The sequence below is a fragment of the Kaistia hirudinis genome (assembly GCF_014196455.1).
Classification (GTDB): Bacteria; Pseudomonadota; Alphaproteobacteria; order Rhizobiales; family Kaistiaceae; genus Kaistia; species Kaistia hirudinis.
The window spans coordinates 866620-880642 of the sequence record NZ_JACIDS010000002.1 but is presented as its reverse complement, the minus strand read 5'-3'; the positions used below and the strand labels follow the sequence as shown (position 1 = coordinate 880642).

Here is a 14023-nt window from a genome sequence, read left to right as displayed (position 1 = left end):
GGCCCAACGAAAAGGCCCGGCGGATCGCTCCGCCGGGCCTTTGCATTCAGATATCCGAGCCTCGGGACTCAGCCGGCGTTAGCCGCCGCCTCTTCCTGCCGCTCGGCATAGATGTAGAGCGGACGGGCCTTGCCCTCGACCACCTCGGCCGAGATCACGACCTCCTGCACGCCGTCGAGGCCGGGCAGGTCGAACATGGTCTCGAGCAGGATCTGCTCCATGATCGAGCGCAGGCCGCGCGCACCGGTCTTGCGCTCGATGGCGCGCTTGGCGATCGACGTCAGCGCGTCCGGATGGAAGGTCAGCTCGACATTCTCCATCTCGAACAGGCGCTGATACTGCTTGACCAGGGCGTTCTTCGGCTCGGTCAGGATGGTGATCAGCGCCGCCTCGTCGAGATCCTCGAGCGTCGCCAGAACCGGCAGACGGCCGACGAATTCGGGGATGAGGCCGAACTTCAGCAGATCCTCGGGCTCGACCTGACGGAAGAGCTCGCCCGTGCGACGCTCTTCCGGCCCGGCGACGCGGGCGCCGAAGCCGATCGAGGTCTGACGGCCGCGATCCGAGATGATGCGCTCGAGGCCGGCGAAGGCGCCGCCGCAGATGAACAGGATGTTGGTCGTGTCCACCTGCAGGAATTCCTGCTGCGGATGCTTGCGGCCACCCTGCGGCGGCACGGACGCGACCGTGCCTTCCATGATCTTCAGAAGCGCCTGCTGCACGCCCTCACCCGACACGTCGCGCGTGATCGACGGGTTGTCGGACTTGCGGCTGATCTTGTCGACCTCGTCGATATAGACGATGCCGCGCTGCGCCCGCTCGACATTGTAGTCGGCCGACTGCAGCAGCTTCAGGATGATGTTCTCGACGTCCTCGCCGACATAGCCGGCTTCGGTCAGCGTCGTCGCATCGGCCATGGTGAAGGGCACGTCGAGGATGCGGGCGAGCGTCTGCGCGAGCAGCGTCTTGCCGCAGCCGGTCGGGCCGATCAGCAGGATGTTCGACTTCGCCAGCTCGACGTCGTTGTTCTTCGTCGCGTGGTTCAGGCGTTTGTAGTGATTGTGGACGGCCACCGACAGCACGCGCTTGGCGTGGCGCTGCCCGATGACATAGTCGTCCAGAACCGCACAGATCTCCTGCGGCGTCGGGACGCCGTCGCGCGACTTCACCAGCGAGGACTTCGATTCCTCGCGAATGATGTCCATGCAGAGCTCGACGCATTCATCACAGATGAAGACCGTCGGGCCCGCGATCAGCTTGCGCACCTCGTGCTGGCTCTTGCCGCAAAACGAGCAGTAGAGCGTGTTCTTGGTGTCGCCGCCGCTGACTTTGCTCATCCATCTACCTCGCTGCCGTCCGACCCTCGCTGGCGGAACGACCAATTCGTGTATGGTCCGGCTCGTACTTCATCGAACCGGCAGGCGAAAACCCCGACCCCAACGCCCCAGCCGACGGACGCAATCGGCCGGCACCAATCCAATCACGCTATCGCCGACTCGATCAAGATATACTTAATGACGCGGCCGGCACCGCCAAGCCGCGTCAGGCTGCGTTTTCGGGGGTTAGCCGGGTCAATCCTTCTTGATCGCGTCGAGCGCTTCGCGCGTGGTCAGCACCTGATCGATGAGACCGAACTTCACCGCCGCCTCGGCGACGAGGAAATTGTCGCGCTCGAGCGCCTCCTCGATCGTCTTGTAGTCGTTGCCCGTGTGCTGGACGTAGATCTCGTTCAGCCGACGCTTGAGGCTCTCGACTTCCTTGGCGTGGATCAGGATGTCGGTCACCTGGCCCTGATAGCCGCCAGACGGCTGGTGGACCATGATCCGCGCGTTCGGGAGCGCGAAGCGCATGCCCTTCTCGCCCGCCGTCAGCAGCAGCGAGCCCATCGACGCAGCCTGGCCGATGCAGAGCGTGGCCACGGCCGGCTTGATGAACTGCATCGTGTCATAGATCGCGAGGCCCGACGTCACCACGCCGCCCGGCGAGTTGATGTAGATCGAGATTTCCTTCTTCGGATTCTCGGCCTCGAGGAACAGCAGCTGGGCGCAGACCAGCGTGGACATGTAGTCCTCGACGGGCCCGGTGATGAAGATGATGCGCTCTTTGAGCAGGCGCGAATAAATGTCGTAGGCCCGTTCGCCGCGGTTGGTCTGCTCGACGACCATCGGCACGAGCGTGTTCATATAGAGGTCGATAGGGTCTTTCATGATCTTCCTTCGGCGACGTCAGATTGCCACAGGTCCAATGTCATCGCCCCGGCCGACCTCACTCGGAATGTCCGATTCCCGGGGCATTGCAGTGCCATACATATGGTAGGTCACCCGGCTTCGAAAGGGGTGCCCGTCCCGGCCCGATCGGACCCCGGCGCCAGCCGCGAATCCGCGGCGCCTTGAAATGCGCATGGCCGCGACGGGCGCGGCCATGCTGGATCGTCGGACGAAGCGCGGATTACGCCGCGGCGTCGGCGTCCTCGTCGTCCTTGAACAGCTCCTCGCGGGAGACCGTGCGGTCCGTGATGTCGGCGAGGGTCAGGAGATGGTCGACGACCTTCTCCTCGAAGATCGGCGCGCGCAGGCTCGCCAGGGCTTCCGGGTTGCTCTTGTAGAAGTCGTAGACTTCCTTTTCCTGGCCCGGGAACTGGCGGATGCGGTCGACGAGCGCGCGCTGGAGCTCCTCGTCCGTCACCTGGATGGCGTTCTGCTCGCCGATCTCCGACAGGACGAGACCGAGGCGCACGCGGCGCTCGGCGATCTTGCGGTAATCGGCCTTGGCGGCCTCTTCCGTCGTCTCTTCGTCCTCGAAGGAACGGCCCGAGCGCTCGAGATCCTGCGTCACCTGACGCCAGACATTCTCGAACTCCTGCTCGACCATGGTCGGCGGCAGTTCGAAGGAATGGCGCTCGTCGAGCTGGTCGAGGAGCTGGCGCTTGATCTTGGTGCGCGTCGCGACGTTGAGCTGGTTCTGCATCTGCTCGCGGATCGTCTCGCGGAGCTTCTCCAGCGATTCGATGCCGAACTTCTTGGCCCATTCGTCGTCGACGGTGACGGCGACCGGTGCCGAGACTTCCTTGACGGTGACGTCGAAGGTCGCGGCCTTGCCGGCCAGCTGCTTCGCGCCGTATTCCTCGGGGAAGGTCACGTTCAGGACGCGCTCATCGCCCTTCTTGGCGCCGATCAGCTGTTCCTCGAAGCCGGGGATGAAGCGGCCGGAGCCGATCTGGACCATGCCGTTCTCGTCGGCGCCGCCCTCGAAGGCCTCGCCGTCGATCTTGCCGACATAGGAGATCGTCAGGCGATCGCCATTCTCGGCCTCGCCGTCCTTGGGCTGGTACTCGCTCGAATCGCGGGCCAGCTTGGCGACCTCGGCGTCGAGTTCCTCGTCCGTGACCTCGGCGACCGGGCGATCGATCTTGATGCCCGTGACTTCGCCGACGGTGAACTGCGGCAGGACCTCATAGGTCATCTTGTAGGCGAGGTCGCGCTTGCCGGAGAGGATATCGCCGGTCTCGTCCTCGCTCTCGGGCAGCTCGAAGTTCGGCTGCACGGCGGCGCGCTCGCCACGTTCTTCGAGCGTCTTGCGCGCGTTCTCGTTGAGCAGTTCCTGGACGATCTCGGCCATCGCGGACTTGCCGTAGAGGCGGCGCAGATGAGCGGTCGGGACCTTGCCCGGACGGAATCCGTTCAGCTTCACCTGGCCCTTGAGCTGCTCCAGTCGAGCGCTCAAGCGGCTGTCGAGCTCGGTCGCGGGGACCACGATCTGGATTTCACGCTTCAGGCCCTCGTTGAGGGTCTCGGTCACCTGCATAATCAGTGCTTTCTCGTATCGGTCCGTTGGTCGGTTTCTGGCCGGCGGCGTTGTTCTTCTCGATGCGGACGTCTGGTGCGGGCGGAGGGACTTGAACCCCCATGGCGCAAGCCACTGGAACCTAAATCCAGCGTGTCTACCAGTTCCACCACGCCCGCGACGGCCGACGGCCGGAATGGCCCTTTGGCCGGACTGAAGTCCAAGGCGCCGCCTCTATAGCATCCGCGCCCGCGCGGTCAATCGAAAAGCCGATCGCCTTCCCGCCGGACGGGTTAGCCCGCGGTCAGCGCGGCAGCCTTTCCCAGCTCGGCAAGCCGCCGTCGTCCTTCACCCAGGGATGGTCAAAGACATAGCCGCGGTCCGATCCGGTGTAGCGGCCCGCCGCCAGCGCATCCGGAAAATGATAGTCCGATGGATAGGCTCCGAGCGAGGTGTAGTGTGTCACATAGGATCTGCGGGTCCGCGAGCGATCCTTCACCGGGGTACCTTCGTGCAGGACGTTGCCGTGCCAGATCAGCACGTCGCCCCGCTTCGGCAGAAACACGGCCTTCGAGAGGCTGAGCTTGTCGATCTCCTCGCGGAGGTAGGCGACGAAATCGGCCGGCGTGCGCGTGCTGTCGGGCTCCTGAACGAGGCTGCCGTTTCCCCAGTCGAATGGCGGGATGAGGCCGTGCCGGTGCGAGCCGGGATAATAGGCGAGCGGACCGGCGTCTGGATGAATGTCCTCGAGCGGGATCCAGCTGGCAGCCAGATGCGGCAGCTTCGTCTGGACGCGCACCCAGGGATAGTCGAGATGCGCGGGCTGCTCGCTGCCGCGCCAGAAGGTCAGCGATTGGATCACCACCGGCGCATCCTGAAACACGTGCCCCAGAAAGTCGCAGACGCTTGGCGTCAGGCTCAGTTGCCGGGCCGCGAGCGAGATATTCTCCAGGCAATTGAACTTGACGCCCGTGTCGGTCAGCGGGGATTCCGTCAGATCGCCGAGCCGATGGCGGACGCCCTTGTGCTCGACTTCGAGGTCGAATTGCGAACGATGCTCGCTCAGATATTCGACATCCGCGAGCAGGGCCTCGATCAGTCCGACATCGACGCTGTTCTCGAGCACCACGACCCCGAGTTCGCGCCACTGTTCCAGCTTCTCTTTGAGATTGTAGTCGGCATCGCGCGCGGCCGTCGTCAGGTAGGCTTCGATGTCGAATTCGGCCTTATCGGTGAAGAGAATATTGGAATTCCAGTGATCGGCGTCGACACCCACGGCTTTCCTCCCTCGGATCGCTGGCGTCTGGCGTTTCGTCACGCATCGCCGCTGTGCATTGCATTCAACCTTGCCGAGAATATCGCGTCTCGCAACCGCCTACAACGCACAGCAGCGTCGGTGGACCGTCGCTACCGAACAACGCTTCGACCGTCAGGCGCCGTCCAGCGCGGCGAAAACACGGGGCAGCGCTTCCGGCAGATCCTCCGCGATCAGGCCGCGGCCGGCGACGCTGCCCGCCTCGCCATGCAGATAGACCGCGGCGCTCGTTGCCTCGAAGGGCGGCATGTGCTGGGCGAGCAGGCCGCCGATCATGCCGGCGAGCACGTCGCCCGAGCCGGCCGTCGCCAGGAAGGGCGGCGCATTGTCCGCGACCGAGGCGCGGCCGTCGGGATGCGCGACGACGGTGTCAGGGCCCTTGAGCAGGACGACCGCCCCGGAACGCATCGCCGCCGCGCGGGTGCGCTCGATCTTGCCCGCCTGAGCGGCGAGATCCGGGAAGAGGCGCGCGAACTCCCCGTCATGCGGCGTCAGCACGACCGGCGCGGATCGCCCGGCGATCGCGCGGAAGAGGCGGTCAGGCGCGTCGCGATACGACGTCAGTGCATCCGCATCCAGCACCAGGGCCGCCCCGGAGGCGAGCGCAGCCTCGACCAGCGCGATCGTCGCCTCCCCTACCCCGAGCGCCGGTCCGGCGACGACGGCGTTGAAGCGCGAATCGGCGAGGAGATCGGCCAGCGCCGCGCCATCCGCCACGCGGCGGATCATGATCGCCGTCAGATGCGCGGCATGGGTCGCCAGCGCGTCCGGCGGCGCGGCGATCGTGACCAGCCCGGCGCCGATGCGCAGCCCGGCCCGCGCCGCCATGCGGGGCGCGCCGGTATGCAGCATGCCGCCGGAGAGGACCACGAGATGGCCGCGGTCATATTTGTGGCCCACGATGTCCGCCTGCGGCAGGGACGGCAACCAGACATCGGTACGGTTCTGCATAGCCATCGGCCGGATCGTCTCCAGCACCGCATCGGCGATGCCGATATCGGCGACGGTCAGCCGGCCGGCATGCGCCCGCCCCGGCAGCAGGACATGGCCGGGCTTCGGGCGAAAGAAGGTGACGCTTTCATCGGCATGGACCGCGACGCCCATCACCGCGCCGGTGCCGCCATGGATGCCGCTCGGCAGATCGACCGCGACGACGCGCGCGCCCGACGCTTTGATGACCCGCACGGCTTCGGCCGCCGCGCCGGTCAGATCGCGGTCGAGGCCGGCGCCGAACAGCGCATCGATCACCACGCCATCCGCCACCGGCGCGAGCGCGGCGAGCGGCAGCACCTCGCCCTTCCAGTCCGCCGCGGCGAGGGCCGCATCGCCCTTGAGCGCCTCGCGGAACCCAAGCAGCCCGAGCTCGACGCGATAGCCGCGCTCTGTGAGGATGCGCGCCGCGACGAAGCCGTCGCCGCCATTATTGCCTGGCCCGCAGAAGATCGAGACGCGCGTTCCGAGCGGCGCGCGGGCGACCGCGTCGGCAACGGCGCGGCCCGCCGCCTTCATCAGCTTGTAGCCCGGCGTGCCGGCTGCGATCGTCAGCCGATCCGCCTCACCCATTTCGGCCGGCGTCAACAGTTCCATGACTGAACTCTCCCGTCCGTCGATCACGGCATTAGATGCCGGCCGGCCGCTGCCGGCTCTGGCCCGTGCCGATCATGCTTTCCTACAATGGCGCAATGCCGCCGTCGCGACGATCCGCGCAGGCGATTTGTTGAAGCATTGTGCATTTGCCTATTGATCGCGCGTCGTTCCTCGCGTTTCAGTGGCAATCGAACGGACCGCCTGACAAATCAGCCCAATTTTCCGGCGTTTCGACATATGATGCTACATGGCACGGAGCCTGCAAGCGTGACGGAAGGCCGAGCTCGGCCCTCTCAGGCAAGCATTCGGAGATGCGGAGGCAATGAAGAAGATCGAAGCGATCATCAAGCCGTTCAAGCTCGATGAAGTGAAGGAAGCGCTGCAGGAAGTCGGCCTCCAGGGCATCACCGTGACCGAAGCGAAGGGTTTCGGGCGCCAGAAGGGCCATACGGAGCTCTATCGCGGCGCGGAATACGTCGTCGATTTCCTGCCCAAGGTGAAGGTCGAGATCGTGCTCGGCGACGACCTCGTCGAGCGTGCCGTCGACGCGATCCGCAAGGCGGCCCAGACGGGCCGGATCGGTGACGGAAAGATCTTCGTTTCCAACATCGAGGAAGCGGTTCGAATCAGGACCGGAGAGAGCGGGCTGGACGCCATCTAGCTCCTCGGATTATCAACGGCTTCCGGAGCCCTGGTGCGCCGGAATCCGTTTGTGCCGGCGGCTGCCATCTCAAGCCTTCGCTGCCCCCAACGGCACGAACCATTCGATGGAAGGAATCGCCAATGAAGACGGCCAAGGACGTCCTGAAGCTGATCAAGGATCAGGACGTGAAGTATGTCGACCTGCGCTTCACGGATCCCCGCGGCAAGTGGCAGCACGTGACGTTCGACGTCGGCATGGTCGACGAAGAGATGTTCGCCGAAGGCACCGCCTTCGACGGCTCCTCGATCGCCGGCTGGAAGGCGATCAACGAGTCGGACATGACGCTGATTCCCGACCCGGACAGCGCCTTCATTGACCCCTTCTTCGCGCAGACCACGCTCGTTCTCGTCGGCGACATCATCGACCCGATCTCCGGCGAGAGCTACAATCGCGATCCGCGCGCGATCGCGAAGAAGTCCGAAGCCTACATGAAGCAGCTGGGCGTGGGCGACACGGTCTATTTCGGGCCCGAGGCCGAGTTCTTCATCTTCTCGGACGTCAAGTACAAGACCGACCCGTACAACACCGGCTTCAAGATCGACGACCCCGAGCTGCCGATCAATACCGACACCGAGTATGAGGGCGGCAATCTCGGCCATCACGTCAAGAAGAAGGGCGGCTATTTCCCGGTTCCGCCGATCGACAGCCAGCAGGACCTGCGCGGCGAAATGCTCGCCCAGATGGCCGCGATGGGCGTCGCCGTCGAGAAGCACCATCACGAGGTCGCCTCGGCCCAGCACGAACTCGGCATCAAGTTCGCGCCGCTGACCAAGGTCGCCGACCACCTGCAGATCTACAAGTACGCGATCCACAATGTCGCGCAGGCCTATGGCAAGACGGCGACCTTCATGCCGAAGCCGGTCTTCGGCGACAATGGTTCGGGCATGCACTGCCACCAGTCGATCTGGAAGGACGGCAAGCCGGTCTTCGCCGGCAACCAGTATGCCGACCTCTCCGAGACCTGCCTCTACTATATCGGCGGCATCCTGAAGCACGCCAAGGCGCTCAACGCCTTCACCAACCCGTCGACCAACTCCTACAAGCGTCTGGTCCCGGGCTATGAGGCTCCGGTGCTGCTCGCCTATTCGGCGCGCAACCGCTCGGCTTCGGTGCGCATCCCCTACACGACCTCGCCCAAGGCCAAGCGCCTCGAGGTCCGCTTCCCCGACCCGACGGCCAATCCGTATCTCGCCTTCGCGGCGATGCTGATGGCCGGCCTCGACGGCATCAAGAACAAGATCCATCCCGGCGAGGCGATGGACAAGAACCTCTACGACCTGCCGCCGAAGGAGCTGAAGAAGATCCCGACGGTCTGCGGTTCGCTGCGCGACGCGCTGGAGAGCCTGCGCAAGGACAACGCCTTCCTCACGGCCGGCGACGTGTTCTCGAAGGACTTCATCGACAGCTACATCGAGCTGAAGTGGGAAGAGCTGATGGCGTATGAGATGACGCCGCACCCGATCGAGTTCGAGATGTACTATTCGGTCTAAGACCGACCCGGCGGGCGGCTCTGCCGCCCGCTCCTCAAACGAAAAGGCCGACCCGGATCACCGTGTCGGCCTTTTCAGTTTCGCGGGGCTACTTCGCCCGGTCCTGCGGCCCGGATCTCCCGGGCAATCCGCATCGGGGTGCGCAATCTCAGTGCGTGCCCGCCTGCTCGTCCTCGCGCATCGCTGCCTCATGGTACCAGGACGCCGAGTCGACGACCGGAAGGTCGGCGACGGCATATGGCTGGGGACCCGAGGCGCCGGCACGCGCCCGGACGGGGAACGGGATGATCGTGGCCGACTCCCGCTGTTCTGTCCTGTTCACGTTGGTCTCTCCTGACTGGCCGCACGAATGGCACGGCCGATGTCCCCCATATAACACGCGCGGGACCGGATTCGATCCTCGGCATCCCAAAAAATATGCAATTGCCTATCATTTGATCATGATGTGGCTTTGCTGGCCGATCCGTCAGTTCGGTCTTCCCACCCTGGCGGCGGACGGTGCGGGGCCGGCGGACGCGGCAAGTCGCCGCTGGCTGCTTCCGCGCCCTGCCCATATCGCAGGCGAAATGCGGGCTACATGGTGCGCTGCACGCGCGCGCGGCGGCGCGCGAAGGGCTCCGGCGCGTGGAATGGTGAGTGGCAGGTGCACATGGCATGCAAAATGCTACAGCAATGCTGTCGTAGTCGGGCTACCCATCGCGCGGCCGGACAGTTCGGAACGTGGCGCCTCCCGCGTCCCCAGCTATGAGAGAGTTGAATGACAAAATATAAGCTCGAGTACATCTGGCTCGACGGCTACACGCCGGTCCCCAATCTGCGCGGCAAGACCCAGATCAAGGAATTCGACCACTTCCCGGCGCTCGAGGAGCTGCCGCTGTGGGGCTTCGACGGCTCGTCCACGATGCAGGCCGAGGGGCGCAGCTCCGACTGCGTGCTGAAGCCCGTCGCCGTCTATCCCGATCCCGCCCGCAAGAACGGCGTGCTCGTGATGTGCGAAGTGATGATGCCCGACGGCGTCACGCCGCATGCCTCCAATGCGCGCGCCACGATCCTGGACGATGACGGCGCCTGGTTCGGCTTCGAGCAGGAATATTTCTTCTACAAGGACGGTCGTCCGCTCGGCTTCCCCGAGCATGGCTATCCCGCGCCGCAGGGCCCCTACTACACCGGCGTCGGCTTCAAGAACGTCGGCGACGTGGCCCGCCAGATCGTGGAAGAGCATCTCGAGCTCTGCCTCGAGGCCGGCATCAACCACGAAGGCATCAACGCGGAAGTCGCGAAGGGCCAGTGGGAATTCCAGATTTTCGGCAAGGGCTCCAAGAAGGCCGCCGACGAAGTCTGGATGGCGCGCTACCTGCTGCAGCGCCTGACCGAGAAGTACGGCATCGACATCGAGTGGCACTGCAAGCCGCTCGGCGATACCGACTGGAACGGCTCGGGCATGCACTGCAACTTCTCCACCAAGTTCATGCGCGAAGTGGGCGGCAAGGCCTATTTCGAGGCCCTGATGGAGCAGTTCGGCAAGAACCTCGAAGACCACATCGCCGTCTACGGTCCGGACAATCATCTGCGCCTGACCGGCAAGCATGAAACCGCGCCGTGGAACAAGTTCTCCTATGGCGTGGCCGATCGCGGCGCTTCGATCCGCGTTCCGCACTCGTTCATCAAGAACGACTACAAGGGCTATCTCGAGGATCGCCGCCCGAACTCCCAGGGCGACCCCTACCAGATCGCCTCGCAGGTGCTGAAGACCATCTCCGAGGTGCCGACCGAGATTTCGGTCGCCGCCTGAGACGACAAAAATCCAGAGGGACAAGAAGAGAGGCCGCGCACCCTGCGCGGCCTTTCCGTTTGAGGGCCGGCTCGTCATGATGTCCGCCGCCGGGCCTTGAGGCTGCTGTCCGTCCGGCAGGACCGGCACGTTGCCGTCCCGACCACCAGACTGAGCAGACGAGGACTTGAGGATGAACGGGAAGCAGCCAGTGCGCGAGCGCGTCTGGAGCGAATTGCGCAAGGTCGCGGTGGCCGACAGCCGGTTCCATTTCGATTTCGGCGAATTCATCGCCGATTTCGAGGGCGGCGGAGCGGCCTGCGCGCGGTTGACCGCGCATGAGTTCTACCAGCGCGCCGATCTGATTTTCATCGCACCCGACAATTGCATCGAGCGGCTGCGCCACCAGGCGCTGCGCGACGGCAAGCGCGTTCTGGTGACGACCTACAGCATCCGGCGCGGCTTCTGGCTGCTGGATCCGGCCGAGATCGCGCCCGAACTCCACCTCTATGCGGCGACGCTGGACGGCATGGAGCGCGTCGGACGTCCGGTCGATCTCGAGGCGATCGCGGCGCTGCCGCCGGTCGACTATCTCGTGACGGGAACCGGCGCGATCAATCACCAGGGCGTGCGCTTCGGCAAGGGCCACGGCTTCTTCGACACGGAATGGGCGATGCTGCACGAGCTCGGCCGGGTCGACGGCACCACCCCGGTCGCCGCCGTGGTGCATGACTGCCAGGTGCTGGACGAGGAGTTGACGCCGGAGGTGTTCGACAGCGTCGCGGACATCATCTTCACGCCGACGCGCACCATCACCGTCCCCGGCGCGCAGAAGCCGGATCGGGGGATCATCTGGGACCTGCTCGACCCGCATATGTATGCGACGATCCCGCCGCTGCAGGAGCTCCGCGCTCGCAAGGGCCTGCCGCCCGAGCTTTGAGCACCGCCGCAGTTCACGCCCGCCGCGACGACGCTATAGTGCCCAGACTGCCCTGCGGAGATCCTGCCACGTGACGTCCGAATCCCAGAACCTGCCGCCTCCGACGCTCAATCCCGACCACACCACCGTGCCGGTCCTGCGCACCATCGCGATGCCGCATGACACCAACCCGGCCGGCGACATTTTCGGCGGCTGGCTGATGTCACAGATGGATCTCGGCGCGTCGACCATCGCCACGCGCCGGGCGCGCGGCCGCGTCGTGACCGCGGCGGTCGACGGCATGTCGTTCCTGAGCGCGGTGGCGGTCGGCGACGAGGTGACGATCTATGGCCGGATCCTGTCGTCCGGCCGCTCGTCCATGCGGATCTATGTCGAAGCCTGGCGCCGCAACCGCGTCAGCGACGCGATCGACAAGGTCACCCACGCGACCTTCACCTTCGTCGCAATCGACGAGAACCGTCGCCCGCGCCCGCTCCCACCGGAGAGCGAAGCCTGAGGGCGCGTTCTTCCCTCAGGGCGCGCTGATCCGCGTGACGGCGAGGCCGACGATCACGTCGTCCTTGATCAGGTAGTTGAGGTTCTGAAGGTTCGATCCGTGCTCGCTCGAATAGGCGACGAAGCCATAGCGCGCTGCCACCGTGCCGAACTGCTGCTGCAATGCGGACTGGCTTGCGCCGAGCCCGGGCACGGAGAAATTGATGTCGTCGAGGCTGACCTTCGGCGCGACGCAGGGCTGGCTCTTGCCGACGGAGCTGAAATTGCCGCCCACCAGGTCCAGCGCGCCATTCGCATCCGTGCTGTTGGCGAGGAACCAGATATAGGCCGCCTGGCCGCCGATCGTCGCGGTGTAGCAGAGCCAGGAAGCATCCTGCCCGCCATCGCTCGCCGTCGCCACCGTACCGCCGAGCGCCGAGGCGACATCGCCCAGCGTGGTCTTGCCGAGGACCGCCGTGAGGCCGCCCGCCGAAATCGACGTTACCGGCGCCTTGGGCAATTCATGCTGCGTGCCCTCGGCCGCCGCGCCGCCGAGCAGCGCCGCCGGCAGTCCGGAGAGATGCCCCTCATCCGCCCTCGCCGCGCCAAGAAGAAGGGCCGAAACGGCTGCAGCGAGCACGATCGATCGCATGATGTCCCCCAAAGGCTTTCCCCGGCGCAACGCGTCTTCGATCAGGCCGCCCGAGAAGGCAGCCATGCGCTTGCGCCGTCGCCCGAATCGTAAGGCAAGGCGTTTAACGGGTCCATATCAAAGCGCTTGCGTCATCAGCCGAGCGGGGCGCTCGCGAGGATATCGAACGGCGCGCCGGGCTCCGGCTCGATGAAGATGGCGATCCGGTCGAGACGGAACGGCTTGCCGTCGAAGGCCGCGAAATGGCGCCGCGCCGCGGCCTCCACCAGTTCCGCGTCCTCGCGCGCGACCTTGCCCGTCAGCGACATGTGGAATCGGAAGGCGTCGAAGACATAGGGATAGCCCCAGCGGACGAGGTTCTCCTCCTCCTGCAGGGTCAGCCCCGATACGCGGCGGCGCGCGAGATCCTTTTCTGAAAGCGGCGCGCGAAAGGGCTCGAACGCTTCGACGACCCGGCCGGCCCAATCATCGAGGGCCGCCACCGGCTCGTTCGGCACGAAGGCGAAGAAGCGGCCGAGCCGGCGAATCACCAGTTCCGGCAGCAGGATCGGCGCCGACGCGCCCGCAAAGGCTTCGAAGGCCGCGATGAGCTCGGCCTCGCCCTGCCCCTCGGCCAGGCGGAAAGGCGCCTTCAGCGTCGCATGGAAGCCATAGCGGGCGGGATCGGCGAGATAGTGCGCCATCTTGCCGGCATCGAGGCCCTCGACGGGCGGGGGTGCGCCCCGCGCCCCGCTCGCCGCGTCGCGGCCGAGCCAAGCGGCGGCGGCGATCCAGAGCGGCTCGGTAGCGGATGGGGCCGCATAGATCGCGTAGCGCACGTCATCTTCCCTTCTGGGCGGTCGGGGCCGCACCGGCCAGTCCGGCGGCGCCCCGATTTCGCGCGGGACCCTATCATGCGGCGCCGACCAGCTTCCACAGGCCGATCGCTCATTGAGGGTCCGTTTACGCGGGACAGGCCAAGATGAATTCGATATAGGGAACTGAACGATGCTCCCGAGGAAAGCCTGATGAGATCATCGCTGCTCAAACTGTTCGTCGTCGGCGCCGTGCTGGCTCTCGGCGCGAGCGAAGCGTCTGCCCGCGGCGGCAGCACCTATGATGGCTATTCGCAGCTCTTGCCGGATTGGCAGGTCTTCGGTTTCGACCTGACACCGATCCCGAACGATGTCGCCTCGCTGATGGCGTTCAAGGCCTCGCTCGATCCGCGCACGCAGCAGGCGATCAATAATCGCTGCAATACGGACATCATCGTGCAGCCCTGGCGCTATTCCTCGAAGGTTCGCCGGTTCTGCTGGGGCCGTTGATCGG

Annotated in this window: 15 protein-coding genes and 1 tRNA gene; 7 read left to right on the top strand and 9 right to left on the bottom strand. The window is 65.4% G+C overall.

Annotation, left to right across the window (positions count from 1 at the left end):
- Window positions 1-68: 68 nt before the first annotated feature.
- The 6 genes from clpX to GGR25_RS09195 all read right to left on the bottom strand — a co-directional run bounded on the left by clpX (window position 69) and on the right by GGR25_RS09195 (window position 6685).
- A complete protein-coding gene (gene clpX, locus GGR25_RS09220) occupies window positions 69-1337 on the bottom strand; it encodes an ATP-dependent Clp protease ATP-binding subunit ClpX (RefSeq protein WP_183398437.1) in 1269 nt (422 codons plus the stop codon).
- 234 nt (window positions 1338-1571) lie between these two features.
- Window positions 1572-2207: an ATP-dependent Clp protease proteolytic subunit gene (locus GGR25_RS09215; RefSeq protein ID WP_183398436.1), complete on the bottom strand. Its 636-nt coding sequence runs from the start codon at window positions 2205-2207 to the stop codon at window positions 1572-1574.
- 241 nt (window positions 2208-2448) lie between these two features.
- Window positions 2449-3804: a trigger factor gene (tig, locus tag GGR25_RS09210; protein WP_183398435.1), complete on the bottom strand. Its 1356-nt coding sequence runs from the start codon at window positions 3802-3804 to the stop codon at window positions 2449-2451.
- A 73-nt stretch (window positions 3805-3877) separates the two neighbouring features.
- Window positions 3878-3962: transfer RNA gene (locus GGR25_RS09205), tRNA-Leu, on the bottom strand.
- 125 nt (window positions 3963-4087) lie between these two features.
- On the bottom strand, window positions 4088-5059 hold the full coding sequence (locus GGR25_RS09200; protein ID WP_183398434.1) for a phytanoyl-CoA dioxygenase family protein: 972 nt from the start codon (window positions 5057-5059) through the stop codon (window positions 4088-4090).
- A 153-nt stretch (window positions 5060-5212) separates the two neighbouring features.
- A complete protein-coding gene (locus GGR25_RS09195; protein ID WP_183398433.1) occupies window positions 5213-6685 on the bottom strand; it encodes an NAD(P)H-hydrate dehydratase in 1473 nt (490 codons plus the stop codon).
- Between GGR25_RS09195 and GGR25_RS09190 the strand changes: the two genes are divergently transcribed.
- The 3 genes from GGR25_RS09190 (at window position 6684) to glnA (ending at window position 8878) form a co-directional block, all read left to right on the top strand.
- Window positions 6684-6842, top strand: coding sequence for a hypothetical protein (locus GGR25_RS09190; RefSeq protein ID WP_183398432.1), 159 nt, complete (start codon window positions 6684-6686; stop codon window positions 6840-6842). The genes GGR25_RS09195 and GGR25_RS09190 overlap by 2 nt on opposite strands.
- Window positions 6843-7007: 165 nt before the next feature.
- On the top strand, window positions 7008-7346 hold the full coding sequence (locus GGR25_RS09185; RefSeq protein WP_073051175.1) for a P-II family nitrogen regulator: 339 nt from the start codon (window positions 7008-7010) through the stop codon (window positions 7344-7346).
- Between the two features lie 122 nt (window positions 7347-7468).
- Window positions 7469-8878 (top strand): type I glutamate--ammonia ligase, encoded by a 1410-nt coding sequence (gene glnA, locus GGR25_RS09180; protein ID WP_183398431.1) that lies wholly within the window; start codon window positions 7469-7471, stop codon window positions 8876-8878.
- Between the two features lie 148 nt (window positions 8879-9026).
- Here glnA and GGR25_RS09175 read toward each other — a convergent pair whose 3' ends face one another.
- Window positions 9027-9200 carry a DUF2735 domain-containing protein gene (locus GGR25_RS09175; RefSeq protein WP_183398430.1) on the bottom strand — a complete coding sequence of 58 codons (174 nt, stop codon included), beginning with the start codon at window positions 9198-9200 and terminating at the stop codon, window positions 9027-9029.
- Window positions 9201-9635: 435 nt separating this feature from the next.
- Between GGR25_RS09175 and GGR25_RS09170 the strand changes: the two genes are divergently transcribed.
- From GGR25_RS09170 to GGR25_RS09160, 3 genes are all read left to right on the top strand, one after another.
- Window positions 9636-10670 (top strand): glutamine synthetase beta-grasp domain-containing protein, encoded by a 1035-nt coding sequence (locus tag GGR25_RS09170; protein WP_183398429.1) that lies wholly within the window; start codon window positions 9636-9638, stop codon window positions 10668-10670.
- Window positions 10671-10842: 172 nt separating this feature from the next.
- Window positions 10843-11589 (top strand): 5-formyltetrahydrofolate cyclo-ligase, encoded by a 747-nt coding sequence (locus tag GGR25_RS09165; protein ID WP_183398428.1) that lies wholly within the window; start codon window positions 10843-10845, stop codon window positions 11587-11589.
- A 70-nt stretch (window positions 11590-11659) separates the two neighbouring features.
- On the top strand, window positions 11660-12085 hold the full coding sequence (locus tag GGR25_RS09160) for an acyl-CoA thioesterase (RefSeq protein ID WP_380146345.1): 426 nt from the start codon (window positions 11660-11662) through the stop codon (window positions 12083-12085).
- A 15-nt stretch (window positions 12086-12100) separates the two neighbouring features.
- Here GGR25_RS09160 and GGR25_RS09155 read toward each other — a convergent pair whose 3' ends face one another.
- Both GGR25_RS09155 and GGR25_RS09150 read right to left on the bottom strand, forming a co-directional pair.
- Window positions 12101-12715, bottom strand: coding sequence for a hypothetical protein (locus GGR25_RS09155; protein WP_210299859.1), 615 nt, complete (start codon window positions 12713-12715; stop codon window positions 12101-12103).
- A 134-nt stretch (window positions 12716-12849) separates the two neighbouring features.
- Window positions 12850-13533: a DUF1045 domain-containing protein gene (locus GGR25_RS09150; RefSeq protein WP_183398426.1), complete on the bottom strand. Its 684-nt coding sequence runs from the start codon at window positions 13531-13533 to the stop codon at window positions 12850-12852.
- A gap of 189 nt (window positions 13534-13722) precedes the next feature.
- Here GGR25_RS09150 and GGR25_RS09145 point away from each other — a divergent pair, with 189 nt between their 5' ends.
- Entirely contained in the window at window positions 13723-14019 is a 297-nt protein-coding gene (locus GGR25_RS09145; RefSeq protein WP_183398425.1) for a hypothetical protein, read from the top strand.
- The last annotated feature ends 4 nt before the right edge of the window (window positions 14020-14023 follow it).

Excerpts from the sequence above, each read along its gene's own strand:
- clpX (WP_183398437.1), bottom strand. The coding sequence starts at position 1,337 with ATGAGCAAAGTCAGCGGCGGCGACACCAAGAACACGCTCTACTGCTCG.
- GGR25_RS09215 (WP_183398436.1), bottom strand. The coding sequence starts at position 2,207 with ATGAAAGACCCTATCGACCTCTATATGAACACGCTCGTGCCGATGGTC.
- tig (WP_183398435.1), bottom strand. The coding sequence starts at position 3,804 with ATGCAGGTGACCGAGACCCTCAACGAGGGCCTGAAGCGTGAAATCCAG.
- GGR25_RS09190 (WP_183398432.1), top strand. The coding sequence starts at position 6,684 with ATGACTGAACTCTCCCGTCCGTCGATCACGGCATTAGATGCCGGCCGG.
- GGR25_RS09195 (WP_183398433.1), bottom strand. The coding sequence starts at position 6,685 with ATGGAACTGTTGACGCCGGCCGAAATGGGTGAGGCGGATCGGCTGACG.
- GGR25_RS09185 (WP_073051175.1), top strand. The coding sequence starts at position 7,008 with ATGAAGAAGATCGAAGCGATCATCAAGCCGTTCAAGCTCGATGAAGTG.
- glnA (WP_183398431.1), top strand. The coding sequence starts at position 7,469 with ATGAAGACGGCCAAGGACGTCCTGAAGCTGATCAAGGATCAGGACGTG.
- GGR25_RS09170 (WP_183398429.1), top strand. The coding sequence starts at position 9,636 with ATGACAAAATATAAGCTCGAGTACATCTGGCTCGACGGCTACACGCCG.
- GGR25_RS09165 (WP_183398428.1), top strand. The coding sequence starts at position 10,843 with ATGAACGGGAAGCAGCCAGTGCGCGAGCGCGTCTGGAGCGAATTGCGC.
- GGR25_RS09155 (WP_210299859.1), bottom strand. The coding sequence starts at position 12,715 with ATGCGATCGATCGTGCTCGCTGCAGCCGTTTCGGCCCTTCTTCTTGGC.
- GGR25_RS09145 (WP_183398425.1), top strand. The coding sequence starts at position 13,723 with ATGAGATCATCGCTGCTCAAACTGTTCGTCGTCGGCGCCGTGCTGGCT.